This is a genomic window from Vibrio sp. R78045, from assembly GCF_042466085.1.
Classification (GTDB): domain Bacteria; phylum Pseudomonadota; class Gammaproteobacteria; order Enterobacterales; family Vibrionaceae; genus Vibrio; species Vibrio cyclitrophicus.
On sequence record NZ_JAXHBS010000017.1, the window covers coordinates 469325 to 492604 of the forward strand.

Consider the following 23280-nt stretch of genomic DNA (forward strand, 5'->3'; position numbering starts at 1 on the left):
ATGAGATTGAGTTATGACTATCGAAATTCACGCACACAACGTTTTAAATTTGCTTAGTGAAAAACCACTGACTCGTGAAGAGCTGACACAAGAACTGGCTCTGACGTATGGAGCAAAAGCTCGCTTTCACACTTGTAAGCTAGACGGTCTAGATTTGGATGCTTTGTTGAAGTTTTTTCTGAAGATGGAAAAGGTCGTGATTGTTGATAACAAGCTTTGTACCAATCGCGAGCGCGTGTGTAATCATTGATCTTTAGTAGGTACTGAGTTTTAGATATTTTTGGTTTCAGAGTCTTTTGATCTTCAGATATTGGGCGAGTGGATGAGAGGTTTTGACTCCACTCCTATATTTATTTCCGTATCACTTCCCTCTGTAAATTCCCTCTTAACGATGCCAACTACTGTGTTCGAAAATCAATGTGAGGCTGTTATACTCCGCGCACCTTCGCTTTTCGAGACCAACTTATGGAAATCTTATCTGCAGCAACCATGCTGTTTCTTATTATGGACCCGCTTGGTAATCTACCAATTGTGCTCTCTATCCTTAAGCACCTCGATCCGAAGCGTCGCCGTATTGTTCTTGTTCGTGAACTGATGTTTGCACTGATTATCTTGCTGTTGTTCTTGTTTGCTGGACAAAGCATTATGAACTTCCTGCACGTACAACCTGAAACCTTGAGTATCTCAGGTGGTATTATTTTGTTTATCATCGCGATTAAGATGATTTTCCCAAGCGCAGGTAGTATTACAGGCCTCGCGGCAGGTGAAGAGCCGTTTATTGTGCCTATGGCGATTCCGATGATTGCAGGCCCGTCAGTGATTGCGGCATTGATTCTGTTGTCGACCCAGCATCCTGACAACATGCTAGAGCTCTCAGCTGCTGTGATGCTGGCTTGGGGCGCGACCTTCTTTATTCTGATGTTTAATGGCTTCTTCCTGCGAGTACTGGGAGAGAGAGGTCTTAAAGCCATCGAGCGCTTGATGGGCTTGTTGCTGGTTATGCTGTCGACGCAAATGTTCCTAGATGGTGTAAAGGGCTACATGGGCTAACATCAGTATCAACGATGAATAAAAAAACGCCGCTCAAATGAGCGGCGCTTTTGTATCGACTGTTTCTGTCATGATGTTTTCTGTAGTTCAGTATTTTGTATCTGAGCTTAAGCTTGATTACATCATGTGTTTGCGTCGGATATCGAGTAGGGCAAAGACTCCGAAAATCAGTATTGACCATTTCTCCCAACGTGACATTTCGATCTTATCGCCAAAAGCACCGATGAAAATCAGCATCTGCAGGCCGTGCATGAAGAACAAAAATGCTGTCATGATATAAAGCGCAATCGCAGCATTACCCGGGAATGGGTAGAAAATATTGGCGATTAAGATAAACCAAACAAAGGCGATGGCTGCTTTTGCTAGTGGAAGCAAGAACTTCATTCAATAACTCCTATTCTTCAGTGATTCGATTGAACAGTCGGTAGCTAGACTGGCCAGTGGTCTTATCGCGATGCAATTCCCAGTTATCTGGCATAGCTTCGAGTTTCAGTTCTTTCTCTGTTTCAACGTAAATGATCGCATTGTCTGCAAGCCAACCATTACTCTCAAGCAGTTGTACTGTTTCTGCCAGCAAGCCTTTACGAAATGGTGGATCAAGGAAAACCATATCGTAAGGAGTGCCAGGCTTCTTAAGGAAAGAGATAGCATCAGTATTCACGACATTGATGTTGTCTGCCTTAAGCTCTTTCGCGTTATCAGAAAGCTGTTTAGCTGCCTTTTGGTTCATTTCGAGCAGTGTCACCATTTTTGCTTGGCGAGAAGCGGCTTCAAAACCTAGACCACCAGAACCGGCAAATACATCCAAGCAAGTTGAATGTGGGATATCTTGAGCCACCCAGTTAAAGAGTGTCTCTTTTACTCGGTCAATGGTTGGGCGTAATCCTTCTAAATCATGAACGGGCAGTTTTCTACCTCTCCACGAGCCACTAATAATTCGAACAAAGCCTCCGGATGGCTTTTTTTGTGATGTGTTTTGCTGGCGACGTCTTACCATAGATTTTTTGACCGCTAATAAAGTGATACTATACCGAGCCCAATTTAAGTGGGTTCGTGTATTAAATAAATTTACAATGACAAAGTGTATCAAGCTAAAAGCAAACTTATCACTGCTTTGTCATTTTTCTTTACTATTCGTTTATACAAGCTTGTATTGTATAACAATAGCAAAGAGTCGACGTGTATTAAGTCAATACAGCTAATTAGTAGATCTAGGAAACTCCTCTGATGACGGAAAAAAAGAAGCGCGGATTATTATCGTGGCTTGGTTTTGGTGAAGAAGAACAAAGCCCAAAAACTCAGAATGAAGCGAACGTAGAAAACGTTGAAGATCAAACTGAAGTTGAATCACAAGTTGAGGCTGAACAGGTCGCGCCTGAAGCTGAACAAGCTAAGCCAATTGAATCTAAGTCAGTTGAACCTGAGCAAGCGCTTGAAGAGATTCAACAAGAGCAGCAATCTGTCGAAGTAGAAGCAGAGCAGGAAGAAGTGGCAGCTCCTCAAGCTAAGGTTGAAGAAGTACAAGAAAAGCCGACAGAAAGCTTTTTTGCACGCCTTAAGCGTAGCCTTAGTCGCACCAAAGCCAATATTGGTGCTGGCTTCTTTGGTTTATTTAAAGGTAAGCAAATCGATGAAGATCTATTTGAAGAGCTAGAAGAGCAACTTCTGATTGCTGACGTGGGTATGAATACCACCGTAAAAATCATTGAAAACCTAACAGAAAAAGCATCTCGCAATGACCTAAAAGATGGTGAAGCTCTATATGGTCTGCTCAAAGAAGAGATGGCCGATATCCTAAGCCAAGTTGAACAGCCTCTTGTGGTTGATACAACAAAAACACCTTACGTTATCTTAATGGTCGGTGTGAACGGTGTCGGTAAAACAACCACTATCGGCAAACTGGCTAAACAGTTCCAAGGTGAAGGCAAGAAAGTGATGCTTGCTGCGGGTGATACCTTCCGTGCAGCAGCGGTTGAGCAACTTCAAGTTTGGGGTCAGCGCAATGATGTTCCCGTTATCGCTCAACACACTGGTGCTGACAGTGCGTCTGTTATTTACGATGCGATTGAAGCAGCGAAAGCTCGTGGTGTTGATGTTGTGATTGCAGATACTGCAGGTCGTTTGCAGAATAAGAGCAACTTGATGGAAGAGCTACGCAAGATTGTTCGTGTAATGAAGAAGATTGATGATTCTGCACCACACGAAATCATGCTAACACTAGATGCCGGTACTGGTCAGAATGCTATCAGCCAAGCAAAGCTGTTCAGTGAAGTTGCACCAGTAACGGGTATTACGCTAACGAAGTTAGATGGCACTGCAAAAGGTGGTGTGATTTTCTCAATCGCGGATCAGTTCCAGATTCCAATCCGCTACATCGGTGTGGGTGAAGGTATTGACGACTTGCGTCCGTTTGAGTCGAAAGACTTTATTGAAGCACTATTTAGTCGTGAAGAGTAACGCGCGTAGCAAAGTGGTTTATCCTTAACCTGCTACCGTTTTAAATTTGATATGAGTGATCGTAAGAGGAATTTTCGGTGATCAAATTTCAGCAAGTGAGCAAAGCCTACCGAGGTGGGCGACAAGCGCTCCAAAAAGTGGATTTTCATCTTAAACGTGGAGAGATGGCTTTTTTGGGTGGTCACTCTGGAGCTGGTAAAAGTACCTTGCTGAAGTTGATCTGTGCTATTGAGCGTCCGACTGATGGCCGTGTTTGGTTCAATGATCACGATATCACTCGGATTCCAGCCAAAGACATTCCTTTTTTACGACGTAATATTGGGATTGTTTTTCAAGATCACCGCCTGCTGATGGATCGCTCGATTTTCGATAACGTCGCTCTGCCTATGCGTATTGAATCTATTTCTGAAAACGAAATAAAACGTCGAGTTAGTGCTGCGTTGGATAAAACCGGATTACTTGATAAGGCGCGTTGCCTACCAAGTCAGTTATCTGGTGGTGAACAGCAACGAGTAGGTATTGCTCGCGCCGTGGTTAACCGTCCAACGCTGCTGTTAGCGGATGAACCCACAGGTAACCTCGATCCTGAATTGTCTAACCGTGTGTTGCGACTCTTTGAAGAGTTTAACCGCGCGGGCGTCACCATTATCCTAGCGACGCACGATATCGGGTTAGTAAACACTCGCCCTCAATATCGTCACCTTGAATTAAACCAAGGATTTTTGAGCGAGGTTGAAGACTATGGCCGCGAATAAGCGTATCAAGAAACCTCAATCTAACCGAGCAGCAAACCGCGCTTCAAGTGACGGCTTTTTTGTTATTCATTGGAAGCAAGCAAAATCATCTTTCACGCAAATGTGGCAACGACCTTTGGGTAACTTGCTGACGCTTGCGGTTATTTCAATGGCTTTGGCGATGCCAGCTTGTTTATACCTACTGGGTAAAAATGTTGGTGAAGTAGCGCAAGATGTCACTAGCCCGTCACAAATAAGTGCTTATATAGAGGATGGCATTCCTGATCCTAGAGTTATGGTGCTTAAGGATGAAATCGAAAGTTGGGATCAAGTTGAGCTGGTGGAGTACATCTCTCCGCAACAAGGGCTTGCAGACCTCAGCCAGTATTCTGGTTTTGAAGATGCCCTAACCATCCTCGACGATTATTCACTGCCAGGTGTGTTGGTGATTACACCAAGCGTACACAGCGATACCCTAATTAAAGAACTGGCAGGCACAGTTAAACAACAAGAATTAGTGACCGATGTTCGTTTAGACGAAGATTGGTTAGCGCGATTAGATGCGATCAAAGCATTAGCGGCTGTCATCGTGATTACCTTAACGGTATTGATGTTGGGCGCGGTGTTTTTAATTATCGGTAACACATTGCGATTTAATGTATTGGCGCATAAAGAAGAGATTCAAACCATGAAGCTGATTGGTGCGACCGACAGTTTTATTCTCCGACCATACCTTTATGCAGGGATGTGGTTTGGTGTTTTAGGTTCGATTAGTGCTTGGATCATGACGGCATTGATTACCATATTGCTCAACAGCGCAGTAGATGACTTAGCTCAGCTTTATGACAGCCACTTCCGCCTAATTGGCTTGAGTTGGGATGAATCCTTACTGCTTTTGATCGTTGGAACCCTGCTTGGTAGCGTGGCTGCGAAGCTTTCTGCGCAGCGTCACCTAAAAGAAATTGAACCTGTTTAGGTGAATAGAGTCATAATTAGACGAAAAATAGGCACTTCTTAACCAGTTTTAGCCTTGTATAGACGAATTGATTATGCATAATTACTTCCCCCTCCTTGAAACCTGTTCATTTTAGGTTCAAGATTGTTGGGTTTTAATAGATGTATTACTCCAGATCAGAGATTGATGAGGAACCGAATGGCAAACCAAGCGTATCAAATGGCTTTAGTCACACAAGATAGTTTAGATAGCTATATCCGATCAGCGAACAGCTACCCAATGCTGACCCCTGAAGAGGAACGTGGACTTGCAGAGCGATTACATTACAAAGGTGAGATCGATGCTGCGAAAGGCTTGATCCTTTCCCACCTACGATTCGTGGTACACGTTGCAAGAGGATATTCTGGCTACGGGTTACCAATGGCTGATCTTGTCCAAGAAGGTAACATCGGCTTAATGAAGGCTGTTAAGCGCTTCAACCCAGAAGTTGGTGTTCGTCTAGTATCTTTTGCTGTTCACTGGATCAAAGCTGAGATTCATGAGTACGTATTGCGTAACTGGCGTATTGTTAAGATCGCAACGACTAAAGCACAGCGTAAATTGTTCTTTAACCTACGTAAGTCTAAAAAGCGTTTAGGTTGGTTCAATAATGGTGAAGTCGAGACTGTTGCTCGTGAATTAGGTGTCGAGCCTTCAGAGGTTCGTGAAATGGAATCTCGTTTAGCGGCTCAAGATGCTACGTTTGAAGCGCCTATGGATGATGACGACGGTGGCTCTGCTTATACTGCACCAGTTTATTACCTTGAAGACAAAGCATCAGATGTTGCTGAGACAGTTGAAGCCGCTAACTGGGAATCTCATACCAACAATCGTTTAGGTCTCGCATTGAAGAGCTTAGATGAGCGTAGCCAACACATTGTTCGCTCACGTTGGTTAGATGACAATAAAGCGACGCTGCAAGACCTTGCCGATACTTACAGCATTTCTGCAGAACGTGTTCGTCAGTTAGAAAAGAATGCGATGAAGAAGTTGAAGCAAGCTGTTGGCGACTTTTAAAGGCAGATAAGCCTGAAGCGGTAAAATAAGCTGAATTTGAAAAGGCCGAGATCGAGAGATCTCGGCCTTTTTATTTTCGATCGATTTCTCAACTTTTGCGATCGAAATTTGCAAAATGATTTTGTGGATAACTCTGTGAGAAGTTTATTCGTCAGTTGTCTAAAAGCAGGGTGTAGTAAGGCTTTGTGAGGGTTTTTGATGTGGGGATATTTTTCATAACACCCACAGTTAGATCAGGATCATCACTACATGTTGTGGATCTATTTTAAAAAAAACACTTTATTCACGCAATCCACAGATTTATCCACAAACGGTGTAAAAGTGATCGCTGGTGGATAACCTTATTAAGTGGATGTGATTGTTAGCCTTGGGATAGGTTACAATGGCAGCAAAGTAAATCAGCATAAAAGAGAAAGTCATGGACCAGTTTAAACATATCGATGTTAAAAGCGCTCAAGCCCTTATAGAACAAGGCGAAGCAAGACTTGTCGATATTCGTGACCCGCAGTCTTTCGCGGTGGCTCACTCAAAGACAGCTTATCACCTTACCAATGATACGATGGTGTCGTTCATGGATGAGGTAGAGTTCGAACAACCTATTTTAGTCATGTGTTACCACGGCATTAGTAGCCAAGGTGCTGCACAATATTTAGTGAACCAAGGCTTTGAAGAGGTATATAGTGTTGATGGTGGCTTTGAAGCTTGGCATCGTGCTGAACTTCCAGTGATCGCTGGGTTATAGCCTTTAGCACTTTAGCCACTTCAAGCCTTTCTAATAGCATGAATAGGAAATAACAATGATTAGACTGATGGTGTTAGACAATCCTCGTCTTGCGCAAGCATTTATTGATTATATGGCTTCTCGTCAGATCCCTATTCAAATGTCTGCTGAGGGAGAGGGACGTTTTGCTCTTTGGCTGATAGACAGTCAATACCAGGTGGAAACTGAGGCGGAGCTGAATCGTTTTCTTGCGGAACCTAATCATAAACGCTATCAAGCGGCCTCTTGGGACATGGCAGAGACTAGAAAGAGCAACTTCCATTACCATACTCCAAGCTTTATGGGCATGATCAAAGCGAAAGCAGGCCCTGTGACACTAAGCCTGATGTTGGTGTGTGTTGTGATTTTTGTGCTGCAACAGATCGGTTTTGGCCAAGCTATTTTCAATGCTCTGCATTTTCCAGCAGTCGATGGGCAGCAATGGCAGCTATGGCGCTGGTTGAGTCATGCCGTTTTGCATTTCTCTGTTATACACATCGCATTTAATATCTTGTGGTGGTGGCAGTTAGGTGGAGACATCGAGAAAAAGCTAGGTAGCCTCAAGCTACTTCAGATATTTGCTATATCTTCTGCGCTTTCTGGCGCTGGACAGTATTGGGTTGAAGGAGCAAACTTCGGCGGCTTGTCTGGTGTTGTTTATGCTCTGGTTGGCTACTTATGGATTTTAGGGTCGAAAGCCCCTCAGCTTGGTTTGAGTATCCCAAGGCAGATCGTAGGCTTTATGCTGTTGTGGTTAGTGCTTGGTTACATGCAGCCGTTCATGGCTATCGCGAATACTGCTCATTTAGCCGGTTTGGCGGCAGGTTTAATTATCGGTTTAATTGATTCAATGAAAGCACCTCGCTCTACAACAAGCTAACTCTCGTATCATCGAGAATAGACAAGTGCTAGAGACAAAAAAGCGGCCAGATGAGCCGCTTTTTTATTTGGATTTCTTTTCACATCTTCATTATTGATAAAGGTATTTGGTAAACAATAAGTCAGCAATGAGGGTTTTACCTGTCTCAGGAAGCAGAATCTTGTTGAGATGTTCAACTAAGGATTTTCTTAAATCTTCGCGACCAGACAGAGATTTGATGGTTTCTTCGTTTTGTTTGCCAAGCAATTCAATCACTGCATCGCGAATCAATGGTTGGTGATGCTCAATGGCCGCCAAGTCATCGCTATTCGCGACCATGATATCGAGGCGAACTTGAATATAGCCCAGCTTTTTACCTTTGGTGTAAAAATTAGTGGTCAGGTCTGGCTCTAGCGTGAAGTAGGCTAGTTTGGGCCCCGACTCCTCTTCTGCGAAGCTAGATGCTGAAAAGAGTAGAGTAATCGCAAGAAATATTTGGGCTACATAACGTTTGTGCATATTTGTGACTTTTCTTTAGTTTATTCGCGATATTCGAAACGCATTAGTCTTGTTACAATGAGCGGTCTAAATCTAAATACGTTTACGATTCGAAGAACGCTTTAATTTTGTTCGAAAGTTGAAGCTTTATTGTACGTGTAAAGTCACCTATTGAATACTAGTATGAATCAGCCAATATCGCTGTATCTTAATTCGTTAATGAATGTAGATTGGCAAAGTACAGAAACATTTGATTTTCCTAATAAAACCACCAAAGAGTGGCTTATGGAGCAAGGTTCTCTTTCCCGCAAGTTGGGGAAGTGTTGTCAGCACCTGTCTGTTGAGTTGCTTCATAATCAAGTTGTAGAACGCTCAATGTTGCAACAAGACGAGGAACATCTTTTATCATCATTTGATTGCTTGCTGCGTAAAGTGATTTTGAAGGGTGATGATGCCCCATGGGTGCTAGGTCGAACCTTGATTCCCCGTGTGACGTTAGAAGATCATCAACACTCCGACCTTTCTCAACAAGGAAATGTCCCGCTTGGACTAACGGTGTTTAGTGCTGAGAATGTCGAGCGGGATGCGCTGCAAGTCGGTTGGGTTATCGCAGGTGATGAGTGTTTACTCGCGCGTCGCTCTCGATTATGGATGAACCATAAACCGATGCTTGTGGCAGAACTGTTTTTACCAACATCACCCATTTACTCTAAGGAGAGTGTGTAAATGTTTGCCACCAAAGCGAAGGCGTACTGGCAATTAACGCGAATGAATCGCCCGATTGGTACTCTGTTACTCCTTTGGCCGACTTTGTGGTCGCTGATTATCGCCGCACAAGGTATGCCTGATTTTGATGTCTTGGTTGTTTTCGTACTCGGCGTCGTGTTGATGCGTTCAGCTGGCTGTGTGATCAATGATTTTGCGGACCGTAAAGTGGATGGCCATGTTAAACGCACCAAGCAGCGTCCATTACCCTCAGGTTTGGTTTCCAGTAAGGAAGCGATTCTGCTCTTTTTAGTGCTAGCCGTAGTTTCATTTTTGCTAGTACTCACCATGAATCCACTGACCATTAAGCTCTCATTTATTGGTGTGGGTCTGGCGTTCATTTACCCTTTCATGAAGCGTTTTACACATCTTCCACAGTTGTTCCTGGGCTTAGCGTTTAGTTGGGCGATACCAATGGCATGGGCTGCACAAACCAATGAACTACCAAGTATTGTTTGGTTTGTCTTCGTAATTAATGCTTTATGGACGGTTGCTTACGACACGCAATATGCGATGGTTGACCGAGATGATGACCTGAAGATTGGTATTAAATCGACGGCTATTTTATTTGGTCGCTTCGATAAGCTTATCGTCGGCTCTTTGCAACTTGTTACTCTAGCGATGCTGATTGTGTTAGGTATGCACTACCAATTGGGTGATACTTTCTATTGGGCATTGTTAGCCGCAGGCAGCTTGTTTGTGTACCAACAACATTTGATGCGGCATCGTGACCGAGACTTATGTTTTCAAGCTTTTCTAAATAACAACTATGTTGGCATGGCCGTAACGGTCGGTTTGTTCGTTACCTTCTGGTAAGCATCAGTTTTTATCAAACGAATATTCAAGAAAAAGGCACCCAGTGGGTGCCTTTTTTGATCGCGTTGAATCTGCTATCAGAGCCCTGCTATATACAGGAATTACTCGACTTGGTGAATACTCTCTTGAATAGTCAGACGGACTTCTGGGTAAAGCATCGAGTAAAGAAGCTTAGCGAATTGCTGAGTCTTCTCTAAATCGCAGTTGCCGTCGTTATCTAGGTACTGTTGCTGCTTCAACGTTGCGAACATAGAAGCAAACACGCCTTTATCGAAGAATTCGGGAGCATTGATACCATGCAATCGACCAAGTCGCTGTGCGATGTCTTGGCTTTTCTGCTCAAGGTCAGATTTGTCCAGTTCCGGATTCTCTGCCAGCAAGTTTAGAGCAATAGAGTAGCGCTGTAGCGTTTCTGAAATCGTACGGCCTAACAGCATAAGAGCTTGGCTGTTCGATTGGTTGATCGTCACTTCATTGTCAGACACAACAATCATGCCCTGGCTAACAAGTTCATCAATGATGTTTGATACTACGCCTTCAAGCTGTGATTCGTCGTAGCTTAAGAACAGCTCTTTCTTTAAGAACGGATAAATTGCTGCAACATTCTTTTGAATCGCTTCAATCGATAAACCGCGCTGACGAATGGTCATCTGGGCAATTAAAGATGGCAGAGCGAACAAGTGAATGATGTTGTTTCGGTAGTAGGTCATCAGAATTGACTGGTGACGGTCTAGCGAAATAATGTCGCCCATTGAGTCTGATTCAATTAGGAACTTGTTCAGCGATTCAGCGTGTTTTACCAGATCTTCAGCACTGTCTTTTGGTACCGTAAATGTATCAGAGTAAGGTACGTTCTTAAGCAGAGACAGGTAGCAATTGATCTGAGAAACCAAAGAGTCACGAGACAATGCGCGCTGTCTTGAGGCCAATAGCGCGGTTGCACAAAGGGTCAATGCGTTGGTCGCCGCGGCATCGTTAATGTGCGTCATCATTTTGGTCGCCAGGTCATTAACCACTGGATTCATCCATTGTGGTTTACTGGTGCCCATTGGGTCGATGTCTTTGGTCCACTCAGGTGAGTGTTCATTCAGGTATTGGTTCAGTTGAATCGGCTCACCGAAGTTCACGTAGCCTTTACCAAAGTTACGTAGCTTACGAATGGTACGAATCACTAAGCTCGCGTTTTCTTTCTCTTTACGCTTGCCACGAAGTTCTTTCGCGTAAGTCGCCACTTCCATCACGTGTTCATAACCAATGTACACAGGGACCAAAGTAACAGGACGGTTCATACCACGTAGCATTGCCTGAATGGTCATCGCTAGCATGCCCGTTTTTGCCTGCAATAGACGACCTGTACGAGAACGACCACCTTCACTGAAGTACTCTACTGAGTAACCTTTAGCGAACAATTCCGCTAGGTATTCACGGAAAATCGTCGAGTACAGCTTGTTGCCTTTGAAGCTACGACGAATAAAGAATGCACCACCATGACGGAAAATAGGACCGGCAGGGAAGAAGTTGAGGTTGATACCCGCCGCGATATGCGGAGGCACCATGCCTTCGTGGTAAAGCACATAAGAAAGCAACAAGTAATCCATGTGGCTACGGTGACAAGGCACATAAACAATCTCGTGACCATCTTGAGCCAATTTACGAACCGTTGAAGCGTTGCTGATATGCAGGCCTTGGTAAAGCTTATTCCACAACCAACCCAGAATCTTCTCACCACGCTTGATCAGCGAGTAAGAGAAGTTTGCAGCAATCTCGTCCATGATGTCTTGGGCTTCTTTGCTCGCTTTCTCGATCGAGATGTTCTTTGCTTGTGCTTCGTCTTCAATTGCTTTCTTGATCGCTTCTGATTTGAGTAGGCGATCAAACAGCGCTTGGCGGCTTGGAAGGTTAGGGCCTGATGCAGCAAGTTTTTGGCGAGAGAAGTGGATACGCGCTACACGCGCCAGTTTGTGCGCGATGGTGCTGTCGGTACCGTGTGAGTTTGCCATGTAGCGAAGAGATACCACAGGACTAAAGCGAACTAGACAGTCACGACCTGCGAGCAATACCGCTTTTGATTTTTCTAAGCCATTCATTGCTTGTAGGTAAGGTTTCTGGTTAGTCTCTTTACCTGGTTTACGTCCCCAAAGCACAGTGGCAGGGATAACTTGAACATCGAGCTCAGAGTCTTCAGCATGCAGTGAAAGCAACTCAGAGAACACTTCAATTGAAGAGCTTGGTACATAATCATCGTCTTGAAGCAGAGTTTTGCGAGAAGAGATAAAAACGTAGCGTTGCAGTGATTTGCCGTTGATTTCAAGCTTGCTTAATGGATCAGGTAGACCTAATTCAAGTGCATGTTTTTGCAATGTAAGAATGTCGACACTTGAGCGAAACGGTAAGGCGTATACAATCGGTTTGCTCAAATCAATGTTCAAATCCTCAACAGGGTTTGAAGGAATTGATGTGCCCTTTACCAATACGGATAAAGGTAGCTTCATTAATGAACGTGAAAAAGATTGTCCAGAAGACATATAGGTTCACTGCCTCAATAGTTATTTCAATGTGCTCAAGCGTATCTCTATTTCTATGATGAAAAAGGATAAATCCTATGAGTGAAATAGGGATAAGCCTAGGCGTAAATTTAATCGATGCAAGAATACCAGAAACTGGTCTAACCTTTTAATGGAAATAGTCATATTGCCGTTAAGTTTGTGGAAAATCATTCATCGACTGATTGAGTATAGAGTTAAAAATGACCAAAAAATCAAACACCGGATTCAAACGCATCATAAAAGCAGCAGGCTTTTCATGGCAAGGCCTCACAAGTTCGTTTAAAAGCGAGGCTGCATTTCGGCAAGAAGTGTTCATGGCAGCAATACTGATTCCGTTGGCATTCTATTTGGACGTAAGCCAAGTTGAGCGAATCTTGATGATCTCAGCTGTTGTGTTAGTGATGGTTGTCGAGTTAATCAATACCGCGATTGAAGCAGTTGTTGATCGAATCGGTAGTGAGCATCATGAGCTTTCTGGGATGGCGAAAGATGTCGGCTCGGCGGCTGTTCTCATCTGTCTAATACTAGCGGGTTACGTGTGGCTAGAGATCCTATTTTTGTGATTCTTGAAAAATGAACTAAAAACAACCAATTGCTTTGCTTTTGTTCAGTTACTGGATATACTCACAGTCAACTGTATAAAAAGACAGGTGAATCATGAAGCCGTTAACGCCGCGCCAACAACAAGTTTTTGATCTTATCAAAAGTAAGATTGACGATTTCGGTATGCCACCGACACGTGCAGAAATTGCACGAGAACTAGGCTTCCGCTCTGCTAATGCTGCAGAAGAACATTTAAAAGCTCTTGCTCGTAAAGAAGCGATAGAGATTATCCCGGGTGCGTCTCGTGGTATTCGTATTTTGCTTGAAGATGCAGCAAATGAGGAACAAGGTTTACCATTAATCGGTCAGGTTGCCGCTGGTGAGCCTATTCTGGCTCAAGAACATGTAGAAATGCATTACCAAGTAGACCCAGGTATGTTTAAACCTCAGGCTGACTTCTTACTTCGTGTAAATGGCGAAAGTATGAAAAACATCGGTATTATGGATGGTGATCTACTGGCTGTTCATAAAACACAAGACGTACGCGACGGTCAGGTTGTTGTAGCTCGTGTTGATGATGATGTAACGGTAAAACGCCTAGAACGCAAAGGTTCAACGGTTCTGTTACATGCTGAAAATGAAGAGTTTTCTCCAATTCACGTCGATCTAGAATCTCAACATTTGTCTATTGAAGGGCTGGCTGTTGGTATTATTCGTAACACCGACTGGATGTAGTCATTGCAAAAAAAGCTTATTGATATTTATTCTCAATAACTTGTTATTGTAATTGATATTCATTATCATCTTCTTTGTCTAGATACAAGGAAGATGATGATGCCAAATCCAACCAAACCTCAAATGAAGCCGCTTATTCGTAAGCCGCGCTCCTCTGTTCAAAAGGCTTCTTCTAATCAAGGGTCTGCACATCAAGAATTCCAAGTTCCGACGAATCTCGTTCAACATCTTTGGTTTCGCAGCCGCGAAAGCCTTGCCGATGACGGCCTAGTCTATGACCCTATCGCAGCTCAAGCCTGCAAACGCTGCCAATTAGCACCAGAATGTCTTACTGGTGAACTCGACCAACAACAACTCCTTTACGCGACACTGACTCAACTTTGTGATTCTCAAGTTCAACAGTTTTTATCTCATAACCCAGATGCTTGGATTATTAACGTGGGAGCAGGGCTCGATACCCGTTTCTACCGTTTAGATAATGGCCGCTGTCATTGGGTTGAGCTGGATGTAACCGAGAATCTGCTTTGGCGACAACGCCTGTTCCACAAAAATGAACGCTATCGTTTAGAGTGTGGCTCTGTTGACGACTTAACTTGGTTAGATGAACTTAACATTCCAGAGCAAGCTTCTGTGATGGTGGTGTGTGAACATGCTCTGCTTGATTGTAATGAACAGCTGACGGCGCACTTTATTCAGTCATTGAGTCGTTACTTTACTCATGCACACGCGTGTTTAGTGTTAGCTGGAGACAAAAGCTCGAGTGCTCTTGGGCAAAAGCTCGGTTCTGGAAAGTATGCTCACGGGTTGTCTTCACCAATAGACAGTGTTCTCAATTGGTTGCCATGGGCGCAATGGGTTAAGTCATTTTCACCATTAGAGCAGCAATGTAATCGTTGGAAGTTGTGGCAGCGATTGTTGTGTAAGATTTCTCAGTTTAAAAAGCGTTTAACTCCTCAATTAGTACTCGTTAAATGGTAGCGTTAGCTTCTTCTATCAACACATAGTTTGGTAAAAGCTAACCAATACACAAAGTACACAACATAGTGAAAGCCCACCCACTAGGTTAAACTATCGCCTCTAAACTAAGAGGTGATCGTGAAGCTATTTAATCCCCAAATTATTTTTCAAACGCTATCCAATCAGGCGATGCACAAAAAAGTGTTGTTGCTCGCGATCCCGATGGTTCTCTCTAATATTACGGTTCCACTGCTGGGCTTAGTCGATGCGGCGGTTATTGGTCATCTAGAGCATTCTTGGTATTTAGGTGGTGTGGCATTAGGCGGCACTATGATCAGTGTGACCTTTTGGTTGCTTGGCTTCCTGCGTATGTCGACAACAGGGCTAGCCGCACAATCCTATGGTGCGAATGATGGCAAGCAACTTGGCTTAGTCTTTGTGCAAGGCGTGACTATGGCCTTAGGGTTTGCTGGTGTCTTTTTGCTTTTACACAGTCTAGTCGCCGATTTAGTTTTCTCATTGAGTAGCGCCAGTGATCAAGTTAAGCACTATGGTCAGCAATATTTCTCAATCCGCGCTTGGAGTGCACCTGCTGCGCTAACTAACTTTGTAATTTTAGGTTGGTTACTCGGAACTCAAAATGCCAAAGCGCCAATGTGGATGGTGATTATCACCAACATCACCAATATCATTTTGGATATCGTTTTTGTTATCGGTTTAGGGTGGCAAGTGGAAGGTGCTGCATTGGCATCTGTAATGGCGGATTATGCTGGTCTAACATTTGGCCTGATTTGTGTTTACCGAATCTGGGCGAAGAAACAGTTACCATCGCCATGGGATCTGCTTAAGAAAACTAGCCAAGGTTTGAGTCGTTTCGTGAAACTGAATCGCGATATCTTTCTTCGTTCATTGTGTCTACAAGCGACTTTCACTTTCATGACTTTCCAAGGTGCAAGCTTTGGCGATGATGTTGTTGCGGCCAATGCCGTGTTGATGAGTTTCTTGATGATCATATCTTATGGGATGGATGGCTTTGCCTATGCAATGGAAGCTATGGTCGGTAAGGCGATTGGCGCGAAAGACAAAGATGAACTAAACCAGTCATTGATTGGTACTTTCTTCTGGAGCTTCAATACTTGTTTAGTACTGACCATAGCGTTCGTAATCGCTGGCTCTAGCTTAATCAATATGATCACCACAATCCCAGACGTGAAGAGCCAAGCCGAGGTGTATCTGCCATGGCTGATTGCGATGCCATTGGTATCTATGTGGTGCTTCTTGTTGGATGGTATTTTCGTTGGGGCCACTAAAGGCAAGGATATGCGCAATAGTATGTTTGTTGCGACTTGCAGTTTTTTCGCGATTTTCTACTTAGCATCAGGCTTAGAAAACCATGCACTGTGGCTAGCGATGCTGAGCTTTATGGCAATGCGCGGAATTGGTCTTGGTGTGTTGTTTGTTTCTCAGTGGAAAAAGGGTGAGTTTCTCGCTTAGCTTACTTAGATAGCTCAGTTCAGGGAGCAACAAATAGAGGCTGTACAGGAAAAGGGGTATTTAGAACATCATGATCTAATTACTATTAATGCTTTAATGTTCAATATCTTAAATAAAAACAGCAAGCGCGCTGCTTGCTGTTTTTGTATTTGGCCTATGGGTGGTCAAATACTCCTATTGGTGCTTTGTCTAGAATAAACGGTTAAGCCCGTTGAGTGCTGCAACACGATAAGCTTCTGCCATCGTTGGGTAGTTAAAGGTTGTATTTACAAAGTACTCGATGGTATTCGCTTCACCTTTCTGCTCCATAATCGCTTGTCCGATATGGATGATTTCAGCGGCACGCTCACCAAACACGTGGATACCTAAAATCTCTTTGGTTTCGCGATGGAACAGAATCTTCAAGCTACCAATGTCTTTACCCGCAATTTGAGCACGAGCTAGGTGCTTGAAGGAAGAACGTCCCACTTCATACGGTACTTTAGCTGCGGTAAGCTCTTGCTCAGTTTTACCAACAGAGCTGATCTCCGGGATGGTGTAGATACCTGTTGGAATGTCTTCGATAAGGTGGCGTTCAGCTTCACCTTTCACTATTGCTTGAGCCACAAATCGACCTTGGTCATAAGCAGCGCTTGCTAGGCTAGGGTAGCCAATCACATCCCCGACAGCATAAACATGATCAACATTGGTTTGGTAATTGGTATTTACTGAGACTTGCCCACGAGAGTCCGATTCTAGCCCAACAGCACCAAGGTTTAGTCTGTCTGTGTTACCTGTTCGGCCATTGGCATACAGTAGGCAATCAGCACGCATTTTCTTACCTGACTCTAGGTGAATGATTACACCGTCATCAGTGCCTTCAATTTTCTCAAAGGTTTCATCGTTACGAATGACTACGCCACTGTTCCAGAAGTGGTAAGAAAGCGCATCTGAGGTTTCATTGTCTAAGAATGACAGTAAGCGGTCTCGAGTATTGATGAGATCGGTTTTTACGCCCAAACCACGGAAAATCGACGCGTATTCACAGCCAATAACGCCAGCACCATAGATGATGATATGTTGCGGGTCGTGTTTAAGAGAAAGAATCGAGTCGCTGTCGTAAATACGTTCATGCAGAAAATCGACATTATCTGGTTGATAAGGACGAGAACCTGTCGCGATAACAAATTTGTCCGCACTGTAATGTTCTTCAGTACCATCGCTTTGCATTACCGAGACAGTGTTAGTATCGATAAAACGTGCAGTACCAAACACTAGCGTACACTGGTTGCGGTCGTAGAATCCTTGGCGCAAGCGAGTCTGTTTGTCGATGACTGATTTAGCATGCCCCAAGATGTTAGAGAACGTTGAGTGAATGCTTTTGTTGTTCTGACAAAACAGCGGATTGCTGTTGAATTCGATAATACGACTAACAGCGTGACGCAGTGCTTTTGACGGAATGGTTCCCCAGTGAGTACAACCACCACCAACGCTGCTTTCTTTCTCAATGATTGCAACGTTCAACCCGGCTTTGGTTAATCCCATCGCTGCCCCTTCTCCTCCGGGGCCACTACCAATTACGATTACATCAAAGTGGTTGGAGTGTGGCATAGCTATCTTCCTTGTTATATTTGATTAACATTGCTTTAGCGAGATTTTAACTGATTCTGTTCTTGGGTACATGAAAAGGGTATCAGAGAGTCGGTGAGATCACGCCGAGTCATCGAAAAAAGAATATTTGGTATGTCGTATGTCTCCAAATGACAGTGTGGATATTGAAATTTTTTCTTCGAACGTATTTACTTCGATACGTGAACAAAGAGGTGTGTTTAGTGTCTTATATAACCAGAGTGCCTTATATAAAGAAGTGATTCGCGTTATATTAACCAGAGAATCAGACATGCCTGTTTAGGCTGTAAAAGAAGAAATTGATAAAGTATGAAACCAATGGGCATTCGCGCACAGCAAAAAGAAAAAACTCGTCGTAGCTTAATTGATGCAGCATTTAGCCAACTCAGCGCCGATCGTAGTTTTTCCAACCTAAGCTTGAGAGAAGTCGCTCGTGAGGCTGGAATAGCACCGACTTCCTTTTATCGTCACTTTAAAGATATGGATGAGCTCGGCTTAACCATGGTTGATGAAGGTGGTTTATTATTACGCCAATTAATGCGTCAAGCTCGTCAGCGTATAGTAAAAGAAGGCAGTGTGATTCGCACATCGGTTGAAACCTTTATGGAATTCATTGAAAGCAGCCCAAACGTATTCAGACTGTTATTACGCGAGCGCTCAGGAACTTCATTTGAGTTTCGTGCAGCGGTAGCTCGTGAGATACAACACTTCTCTGCTGAATTAACCGAATACCTGATAACGACAGGCATGACAAGAGATGAAGCTTTTACTCAAGCAGAAGCCTCGGTCATATTGGTTTTCAACTCAGGGGCAGAAGCATTAGATTTAGATCGACGTCAGCGAGATGAATTGGCTGAACGCTTGATCATGCAATTACGAATGATGGCCAAAGGGGCTTTTTGGTATCGTAAAGAACGTGAACGTAACCGATTAAAAGGCGGGATTGAATAATGTCGAATGAAAATAATACTGTAAACCGTGGTTCTGAAAGAAAGACACTCGTACTTGCTGTTGTTGCAGGTGTGTGTGGTGATGCACTGTTATCTTGGGTAACAATGAGCGAAGTGGGCTTCTCTATTTTCCCGTTGATTGCTTTAGTTTTGGCTGTACAAGCGCTTTACCAAGAATACCTAACTAATCCAGTATCTGAAGATATTCCGTTAGTGGGTTTGGCTTGTTTCTTTGTAGGTGCATTTGGCCACTCGGCTTTTGTGAAAGCACAGCACCCTGATGCAGGTTCAAACTTCTTTGCGATTATTGTCGCGATGCTGCTTTTAGCTTGGGTAGGTAAGAAGTTAGGCTTTATCGGCAAGACAGCTTAAGCCAACCTATAAATAAAAAAACGAGCCGATTGGCTCGTTTTTTTGTATCTGCTGTTTGTCTTAGGTCGAGAAAGCGTGTTTTATGCTTTACGTTCTAAGAACACACCTGCTTCCATGTGGTGCGTGTAAGGGAACTGGTCGAACAGAGCAAAACGAGTGATATCGTGGGTTTCGCTTAAGATCTCTAGGTTCTCTTTCAGTGTTTCAGGGTTACAAGAGATGTACATGATGCGCTCGTAGCCTTGCACCATCTTACAAGTATCAACGTCCATACCTGAACGCGGTGGATCAACAAAGATAGTGTTGCAGTTGTAGCTCTTTAGATCGATGTTTGCTTGCTGTAGGCGGCGGAATTCACGCTTACCTTCCATTGCTACGGTAAAATCTTCCGCAGACATACGAATGATCTGAACATTATCAATCTTGTTCGCCGCAATGTTGTATTGAGCAGATTCTACAGATGGCTTCGCTAGCTCTGTTGCAAGTACACGCTCAAAGTTTTGTGCCAGAGCTAATGAGAAGTTACCGTTACCACAGTAAAGCTCAAGCAAGTCACCTTTGCTGTCTTGAGTACAGTCGACAGCCCATTCCAACATTTTCTCTGCTACTTTGCCGTTTGGTTGAGTAAAGCTGTTCTCTACTTGCTGGTATATATAGCTATCACCATTCACATCTAGCTTTTCAATGACGTAGTCGCGATCCAGTACGATTTTCATCTTACGCGCACGGCCAATCAGGTTTAGGTTAAAGCCTTCATCATTTAATTGCTGCTTAAGCGCTTTAGCATCTTGAATCCACTGTTCACCTAATTGACGGTGGTAAAGCAGTGACACCAAAATCTCACCGCTTAACGTAGAAAGGAAGTCTACTTGGAATAGCTTGTGGCGTAGAGAGTGGTTGCTCTTCATTGCATCCGTTAATAGAGGCATTAGATCGTTGATAAGACGACTAGCCGCAGGAAACTGGTCTACGCGGTATTTTTCTTTGGTCTCTTGATTGAACATGACGTAATACATATCGTCACCTTCATGCCACACGCGGAATTCAGCACGCATGCGGTAGTGTTGTTCTGGAGATTCATACACTTCCAGCTCAGGCACATTGTATTGTGAGAACATTTCAGTAAGACGTTCAGTCTTTTCTGCGAGCTGTTCTTGGTAGCGTTGCGGGTTTACATCTAAATTCGCCATTGTTATGCCTTTTGCTGTCGTGCTTTTAAATCAAGAGCGCAGATTTTATTCAATCACAGGCGCTTGTCCAGTGTTGAGAGCTATTCAATGTAAATCGACCTTGAAAACTATAGCTTATAACTATCTTAGACTAGACAAATGATTCATAGGTTAATACTATCTCCGACAAGCTGGTGCCATTTGGATGTATAGATGGCTGAAGAGGGAATCTGGTGTGAATCCAGAACTGACGCGCAGCGGTAAAAGAGAACGAATATTCATAAGACACTGCAAATAGCTTTTTGTGGGAAGTCGAATATTAGGTAACCATAAGGTTGTGCTCTTGAGTCCGAATACCTGCCAGCGGCTAAGCCACACAATGTGGTTTGGTAGGACTTTACGCGATTTAGGATCACAACATGAACAAATCCCTTTTAGCGGTTGCTGTAGCATCGCTGCTTTCACCTATCTCCAATTTACATGCCCAAGAAGCCACTGCCGACGAAACCATGGTCGTTACAGCTAACCGTTTTGAGCAACCTCTCAGTGATGTTATTGCATCAACGACTGTTGTATCAAAACAAGAAATAGAAGAAACCCAAGCTAAATCTCTAGTGGATGTTTTGAAACGAGTACCTGGCGTTGAAGTTTCTCAAAATGGCGGACGTGGACACAGCGCATCTGTTTTTATGCGCGGCTACAATAGTGATCAAGTATTATTTCTAGTTGATGGTGTTCGTATTGACTCTGCTGCTGGCGGTATTAATTTTAACCACATCCCAGTAGGCATTATTGAGAGAGTTGAAGTGATTCGTGGTTCTGGCGGTGCTCTTTATGGTTCTGATGCTGTAGCGGGTGTAATTAATATTATTACAGCCTCTGGTAGTTCAAGTGAATCGACAAGGATTTCTGTTGGAGCTGGTAGCGACGCTCAAAAGGAAGCTAACTTTTCAACGACCCGTAATTTGTCTAATGGCGGAACATTAAAGCTCGCTGGTGGTTTTGATGAGACTGAAGGTTACGATATCAAAGATCCTGCTACTGGACTTAATTATGGCTATGAAAGCCAAAATCTCTTTGCATCGTATTCTCAACCTATTAATGAGGCCTTTTCAGGCAGTGCTTCAGTTCGTTGGTTCGATAGTTTAACTGAGTACGACTCTAGTGGTAAGAACTATGGCTACTCTGAGAATCTGAGTGTTACAGCTGCTCTTGATTATAAAGGTGATAACTTAAGCTCGACTCTTAGGGCTAATCAACAAGCGATCGAGAACCTAGACTATTCACAAACTCAGGGCAAAGATAATGCTGGTACTAAAAAGAAAATAGACCTAACGAACTTACAGTTCTTAAATCAGTATTACATCAACGAGAACGTTTCTGTTGGTGCTGGCGCAGATTGGCGTAGAGAAAAGCTTGATGATGATGCTTTGTCATATGGGTTTCCTGATGCTCTAGCTGGCGAGTCACGAGACACGACGGGTGTTTACGCTTCTTCTGAACTTAGGTTTGGTGATGTGCAAATCGTAGGTAGTGTGCGTAACGATAAACACGATACATACGACAATCATACGACTTGGTCTTTAGGTACTCGTTATTACCTAACGGAGAAGCACTCGTTAAGAGCTGCCGCGGGTACATCATTTAAAGCTCCGAGCTATTCTGATCTGACAACAAACTCAGACCTGAAGCCTGAAGAAGCTGAAAATCGCGAAATTGGATACACCGGTGAATTCGATTTATTCAAACTGGACATAACAGCATATGATAATGAAGTCGATAACTTGATTATTTGGTATGAAGGTAGCCCATTTTGGTACCCTCAAAACGTAGATGCAAAACTGAAAGGGTTAGAAATTACAGGTAATTTCGACACGTGGTTCATCCATCATACGGTTGTTGCTGAATTTAAAGATCATAAAGACTCAGCTGGCAACAAGTTAGCGAAGCGTGCTGATGAAAACTACAAGTGGTTGATGGATGCTTCATATGAAGATTTCGATGTAAATCTTACTTATACATATACAGGTGATAGAGCGGGTAACCCAAAAGAAACCACCGACCCAGATAATATCTTGCCATCAGTGAGCTTGTGGGATGTTTCTGTGGGGTATTGGATTTCCCCTGAGTTGGTTGTTCGTGGCCGAGTTGATAATCTAACTAATGAAAAATACCAGACAACGCTAGGATATAACGCACCTGAGCGCAGGTATTTTGCGAATCTAGCTTACCAATTCTAATTTACACCTAAACCGCCTCCGGGCGGTTTTTTCTTATTGGGTATATCAATGAAAAAGAAAGTCGTCATAAGCTGGTCGTCAGGTAAAGACTCGACATTAACGCTAGAGCGTCTACTTGAAAGCTCCGAATATGAAGTTGTTGCTCTCTATACGACATATGTTGGAGATGAGGTTCCTTTCCAAGTGACTCCGATTGATGTTGTTGCCATGCAGGCGCAATTAGTCGGTTTGCCATTAATCACGATTGAGCTTCCAGAAGTGTTTCCTAGTAATGAGATTTATCAAAGTACTATTGTTTCCGCACTTAAAGGTTCTGGCTTATCAATTGATGCGGTCGCGTTTGGAGACATGTTTTGTAATGGCATTGCAGATTATCGAAAGAGCTATATAGAACCAGCTGGTTGGGAGTGCGTGTTCCCTCTAATGGGAGAGAGCAGTCAGGCATTAGCGACTGAAATAATAGGCAGAGGCATCGAAACCTTTCTCGTCACGGTCGATAGCGATGCATTAGATATGAGCTATTGCGGGAAGGAGTACACACTTGAGCTCATAGGTAGCTTACCGAGTCATGTCGATCCATGTGGCGAAGATGGTGAGTTCCACACCTTAGTGACGTCAGCGCCATGCTTTAAAGGTAAGCTCAAGATAGATCTAGAAAATGTAGATCAAGGTGAGCGCTTTGTTCATCAACGCTACCGAGCTTGCATTATGTAGAG

General features: G+C 43.6%; 24 protein-coding genes and 1 riboswitch. Of the genes, 18 read left to right on the plus strand and 6 right to left on the minus strand.

Going from position 1 to position 23280, the window contains the following annotated elements; genetic code table 11:
* Positions 1–13: 13 nt before the first annotated feature.
* Both SJY39_RS21555 and SJY39_RS21560 read left to right on the plus strand, forming a co-directional pair.
* Complete coding sequence (locus SJY39_RS21555) at positions 14–250, plus strand: YecH family metal-binding protein (RefSeq protein ID WP_010438731.1); 237 nt, start codon at positions 14–16, stop codon at positions 248–250.
* A 215-nt stretch (positions 251–465) separates the two neighbouring features.
* Complete coding sequence (locus SJY39_RS21560; protein WP_010438728.1) at positions 466–1050, plus strand: YhgN family NAAT transporter; 585 nt, start codon at positions 466–468, stop codon at positions 1048–1050.
* Between the two features lie 117 nt (positions 1051–1167).
* On the opposite strand, the gene SJY39_RS21565 is transcribed toward SJY39_RS21560, so the two are convergent.
* Entirely contained in the window at positions 1168–1434 is a 267-nt protein-coding gene (locus tag SJY39_RS21565) for a DUF1145 domain-containing protein (protein WP_009848233.1), read from the minus strand.
* Positions 1435–1444: 10 nt separating this feature from the next.
* Positions 1445–2047, minus strand: coding sequence for a 16S rRNA (guanine(966)-N(2))-methyltransferase RsmD (gene rsmD / locus SJY39_RS21570; RefSeq protein ID WP_016787986.1), 603 nt, complete (start codon positions 2045–2047; stop codon positions 1445–1447).
* A 230-nt stretch (positions 2048–2277) separates the two neighbouring features.
* On the opposite strand from rsmD, the gene ftsY reads away from it, so the two are divergent.
* From ftsY to glpG, 6 genes are all read left to right on the plus strand, one after another.
* A complete protein-coding gene (gene ftsY, locus SJY39_RS21575; protein ID WP_016787987.1) occupies positions 2278–3507 on the plus strand; it encodes a signal recognition particle-docking protein FtsY in 1230 nt (409 codons plus the stop codon).
* A 77-nt stretch (positions 3508–3584) separates the two neighbouring features.
* Positions 3585–4262 (plus strand): cell division ATP-binding protein FtsE, encoded by a 678-nt coding sequence (ftsE, locus tag SJY39_RS21580; protein WP_004736585.1) that lies wholly within the window; start codon positions 3585–3587, stop codon positions 4260–4262.
* A complete protein-coding gene (gene ftsX / locus SJY39_RS21585) occupies positions 4249–5217 on the plus strand; it encodes a permease-like cell division protein FtsX (RefSeq protein WP_016787988.1) in 969 nt (322 codons plus the stop codon). The genes ftsE and ftsX overlap by 14 nt, the downstream gene beginning before the upstream one ends.
* A 177-nt stretch (positions 5218–5394) precedes the next feature.
* A complete protein-coding gene (gene rpoH, locus SJY39_RS21590; protein ID WP_010438716.1) occupies positions 5395–6252 on the plus strand; it encodes an RNA polymerase sigma factor RpoH in 858 nt (285 codons plus the stop codon).
* A gap of 418 nt (positions 6253–6670) precedes the next feature.
* On the plus strand, positions 6671–6994 hold the full coding sequence (gene glpE, locus SJY39_RS21595; protein ID WP_010438714.1) for a thiosulfate sulfurtransferase GlpE: 324 nt from the start codon (positions 6671–6673) through the stop codon (positions 6992–6994).
* A 55-nt stretch (positions 6995–7049) separates the two neighbouring features.
* Entirely contained in the window at positions 7050–7892 is an 843-nt protein-coding gene (glpG, locus tag SJY39_RS21600; protein WP_372275771.1) for a rhomboid family intramembrane serine protease GlpG, read from the plus strand.
* Positions 7893–7982: 90 nt separating this feature from the next.
* Here the strand turns inward: glpG and SJY39_RS21605 are convergent, their stop codons facing one another.
* Positions 7983–8390, minus strand: coding sequence for a flagellar basal body-associated protein FliL (locus SJY39_RS21605; protein ID WP_010438708.1), 408 nt, complete (start codon positions 8388–8390; stop codon positions 7983–7985).
* A gap of 162 nt (positions 8391–8552) precedes the next feature.
* Between SJY39_RS21605 and SJY39_RS21610 the strand changes: the two genes are divergently transcribed.
* Positions 8553–9095, plus strand: coding sequence for a chorismate lyase (locus tag SJY39_RS21610; RefSeq protein ID WP_010438706.1), 543 nt, complete (start codon positions 8553–8555; stop codon positions 9093–9095).
* The gene (gene ubiA, locus SJY39_RS21615) at positions 9096–9950 is read left to right on the plus strand and encodes a 4-hydroxybenzoate octaprenyltransferase (protein ID WP_016768443.1); all 855 of its coding nucleotides are present in this window, start codon (positions 9096–9098) and stop codon (positions 9948–9950) included.
* 101 nt (positions 9951–10051) lie between these two features.
* On the opposite strand, the gene plsB is transcribed toward ubiA, so the two are convergent.
* Positions 10052–12475, minus strand: a complete 2424-nt coding sequence (gene plsB / locus SJY39_RS21620; protein ID WP_010438703.1) for a glycerol-3-phosphate 1-O-acyltransferase PlsB — start codon at positions 12473–12475, stop codon at positions 10052–10054.
* A gap of 221 nt (positions 12476–12696) precedes the next feature.
* Here plsB and SJY39_RS21625 point away from each other — a divergent pair, with 221 nt between their 5' ends.
* The 4 genes from SJY39_RS21625 to dinF all read left to right on the plus strand — a co-directional run bounded on the left by SJY39_RS21625 (position 12697) and on the right by dinF (position 16225).
* Positions 12697–13059: a diacylglycerol kinase gene (locus SJY39_RS21625; RefSeq protein ID WP_010438699.1), complete on the plus strand. Its 363-nt coding sequence runs from the start codon at positions 12697–12699 to the stop codon at positions 13057–13059.
* A gap of 94 nt (positions 13060–13153) precedes the next feature.
* Entirely contained in the window at positions 13154–13774 is a 621-nt protein-coding gene (lexA, locus tag SJY39_RS21630) for a transcriptional repressor LexA (RefSeq protein WP_022570862.1), read from the plus strand.
* Between the two features lie 99 nt (positions 13775–13873).
* Entirely contained in the window at positions 13874–14752 is an 879-nt protein-coding gene (locus SJY39_RS21635) for a class I SAM-dependent methyltransferase (RefSeq protein ID WP_016768444.1), read from the plus strand.
* A 117-nt stretch (positions 14753–14869) separates the two neighbouring features.
* Positions 14870–16225 (plus strand): MATE family efflux transporter DinF, encoded by a 1356-nt coding sequence (gene dinF, locus SJY39_RS21640; RefSeq protein ID WP_016768445.1) that lies wholly within the window; start codon positions 14870–14872, stop codon positions 16223–16225.
* 189 nt (positions 16226–16414) lie between these two features.
* On the opposite strand, the gene sthA is transcribed toward dinF, so the two are convergent.
* Positions 16415–17815, minus strand: a complete 1401-nt coding sequence (gene sthA, locus SJY39_RS21645; RefSeq protein ID WP_010438694.1) for a Si-specific NAD(P)(+) transhydrogenase — start codon at positions 17813–17815, stop codon at positions 16415–16417.
* 327 nt (positions 17816–18142) lie between these two features.
* Between sthA and fabR the strand changes: the two genes are divergently transcribed.
* A complete protein-coding gene (fabR, locus tag SJY39_RS21650; protein ID WP_010438693.1) occupies positions 18143–18784 on the plus strand; it encodes an HTH-type transcriptional repressor FabR in 642 nt (213 codons plus the stop codon).
* Positions 18784–19155, plus strand: a complete 372-nt coding sequence (locus SJY39_RS21655) for a YijD family membrane protein (RefSeq protein WP_004736696.1) — start codon at positions 18784–18786, stop codon at positions 19153–19155. The genes fabR and SJY39_RS21655 overlap by 1 nt, the downstream gene beginning before the upstream one ends.
* An 80-nt stretch (positions 19156–19235) precedes the next feature.
* On the opposite strand, the gene trmA is transcribed toward SJY39_RS21655, so the two are convergent.
* Complete coding sequence (gene trmA / locus SJY39_RS21660; RefSeq protein ID WP_016783992.1) at positions 19236–20345, minus strand: tRNA (uridine(54)-C5)-methyltransferase TrmA; 1110 nt, start codon at positions 20343–20345, stop codon at positions 19236–19238.
* A gap of 154 nt (positions 20346–20499) precedes the next feature.
* Positions 20500–20704: riboswitch (cobalamin riboswitch) on the plus strand.
* 39 nt (positions 20705–20743) lie between these two features.
* Between trmA and SJY39_RS21665 the strand changes: the two genes are divergently transcribed.
* Positions 20744–22564: a TonB-dependent receptor domain-containing protein gene (locus SJY39_RS21665; RefSeq protein ID WP_010438683.1), complete on the plus strand. Its 1821-nt coding sequence runs from the start codon at positions 20744–20746 to the stop codon at positions 22562–22564.
* Positions 22565–22612: 48 nt separating this feature from the next.
* The gene (locus SJY39_RS21670; RefSeq protein WP_016793352.1) at positions 22613–23278 is read left to right on the plus strand and encodes an ATPase; all 666 of its coding nucleotides are present in this window, start codon (positions 22613–22615) and stop codon (positions 23276–23278) included.
* Positions 23279–23280 lie beyond the last annotated feature (2 nt).

Coding starts and splice junctions, on each gene's coding strand:
- SJY39_RS21555 (WP_010438731.1), top strand. CDS start 14: ATGACTATCGAAATTCACGCACACAACGTTTTAAATTTGCTTAGTGAA.
- SJY39_RS21560 (WP_010438728.1), top strand. CDS start 466: ATGGAAATCTTATCTGCAGCAACCATGCTGTTTCTTATTATGGACCCG.
- SJY39_RS21565 (WP_009848233.1), bottom strand. CDS start 1,434: ATGAAGTTCTTGCTTCCACTAGCAAAAGCAGCCATCGCCTTTGTTTGG.
- rsmD (WP_016787986.1), bottom strand. CDS start 2,047: ATGGTAAGACGTCGCCAGCAAAACACATCACAAAAAAAGCCATCCGGA.
- ftsY (WP_016787987.1), top strand. CDS start 2,278: ATGACGGAAAAAAAGAAGCGCGGATTATTATCGTGGCTTGGTTTTGGT.
- ftsX (WP_016787988.1), top strand. CDS start 4,249: ATGGCCGCGAATAAGCGTATCAAGAAACCTCAATCTAACCGAGCAGCA.
- rpoH (WP_010438716.1), top strand. CDS start 5,395: ATGGCAAACCAAGCGTATCAAATGGCTTTAGTCACACAAGATAGTTTA.
- glpE (WP_010438714.1), top strand. CDS start 6,671: ATGGACCAGTTTAAACATATCGATGTTAAAAGCGCTCAAGCCCTTATA.
- glpG (WP_372275771.1), top strand. CDS start 7,050: ATGATTAGACTGATGGTGTTAGACAATCCTCGTCTTGCGCAAGCATTT.
- SJY39_RS21605 (WP_010438708.1), bottom strand. CDS start 8,390: ATGCACAAACGTTATGTAGCCCAAATATTTCTTGCGATTACTCTACTC.
- SJY39_RS21610 (WP_010438706.1), top strand. CDS start 8,553: ATGAATCAGCCAATATCGCTGTATCTTAATTCGTTAATGAATGTAGAT.
- ubiA (WP_016768443.1), top strand. CDS start 9,096: ATGTTTGCCACCAAAGCGAAGGCGTACTGGCAATTAACGCGAATGAAT.
- plsB (WP_010438703.1), bottom strand. CDS start 12,475: ATGTCTTCTGGACAATCTTTTTCACGTTCATTAATGAAGCTACCTTTA.
- SJY39_RS21625 (WP_010438699.1), top strand. CDS start 12,697: ATGACCAAAAAATCAAACACCGGATTCAAACGCATCATAAAAGCAGCA.
- lexA (WP_022570862.1), top strand. CDS start 13,154: ATGAAGCCGTTAACGCCGCGCCAACAACAAGTTTTTGATCTTATCAAA.
- SJY39_RS21635 (WP_016768444.1), top strand. CDS start 13,874: ATGCCAAATCCAACCAAACCTCAAATGAAGCCGCTTATTCGTAAGCCG.
- sthA (WP_010438694.1), bottom strand. CDS start 17,815: ATGCCACACTCCAACCACTTTGATGTAATCGTAATTGGTAGTGGCCCC.
- fabR (WP_010438693.1), top strand. CDS start 18,143: ATGAAACCAATGGGCATTCGCGCACAGCAAAAAGAAAAAACTCGTCGT.
- SJY39_RS21655 (WP_004736696.1), top strand. CDS start 18,784: ATGTCGAATGAAAATAATACTGTAAACCGTGGTTCTGAAAGAAAGACA.
- trmA (WP_016783992.1), bottom strand. CDS start 20,345: ATGGCGAATTTAGATGTAAACCCGCAACGCTACCAAGAACAGCTCGCA.
- SJY39_RS21665 (WP_010438683.1), top strand. CDS start 20,744: ATGAACAAATCCCTTTTAGCGGTTGCTGTAGCATCGCTGCTTTCACCT.
- SJY39_RS21670 (WP_016793352.1), top strand. CDS start 22,613: ATGAAAAAGAAAGTCGTCATAAGCTGGTCGTCAGGTAAAGACTCGACA.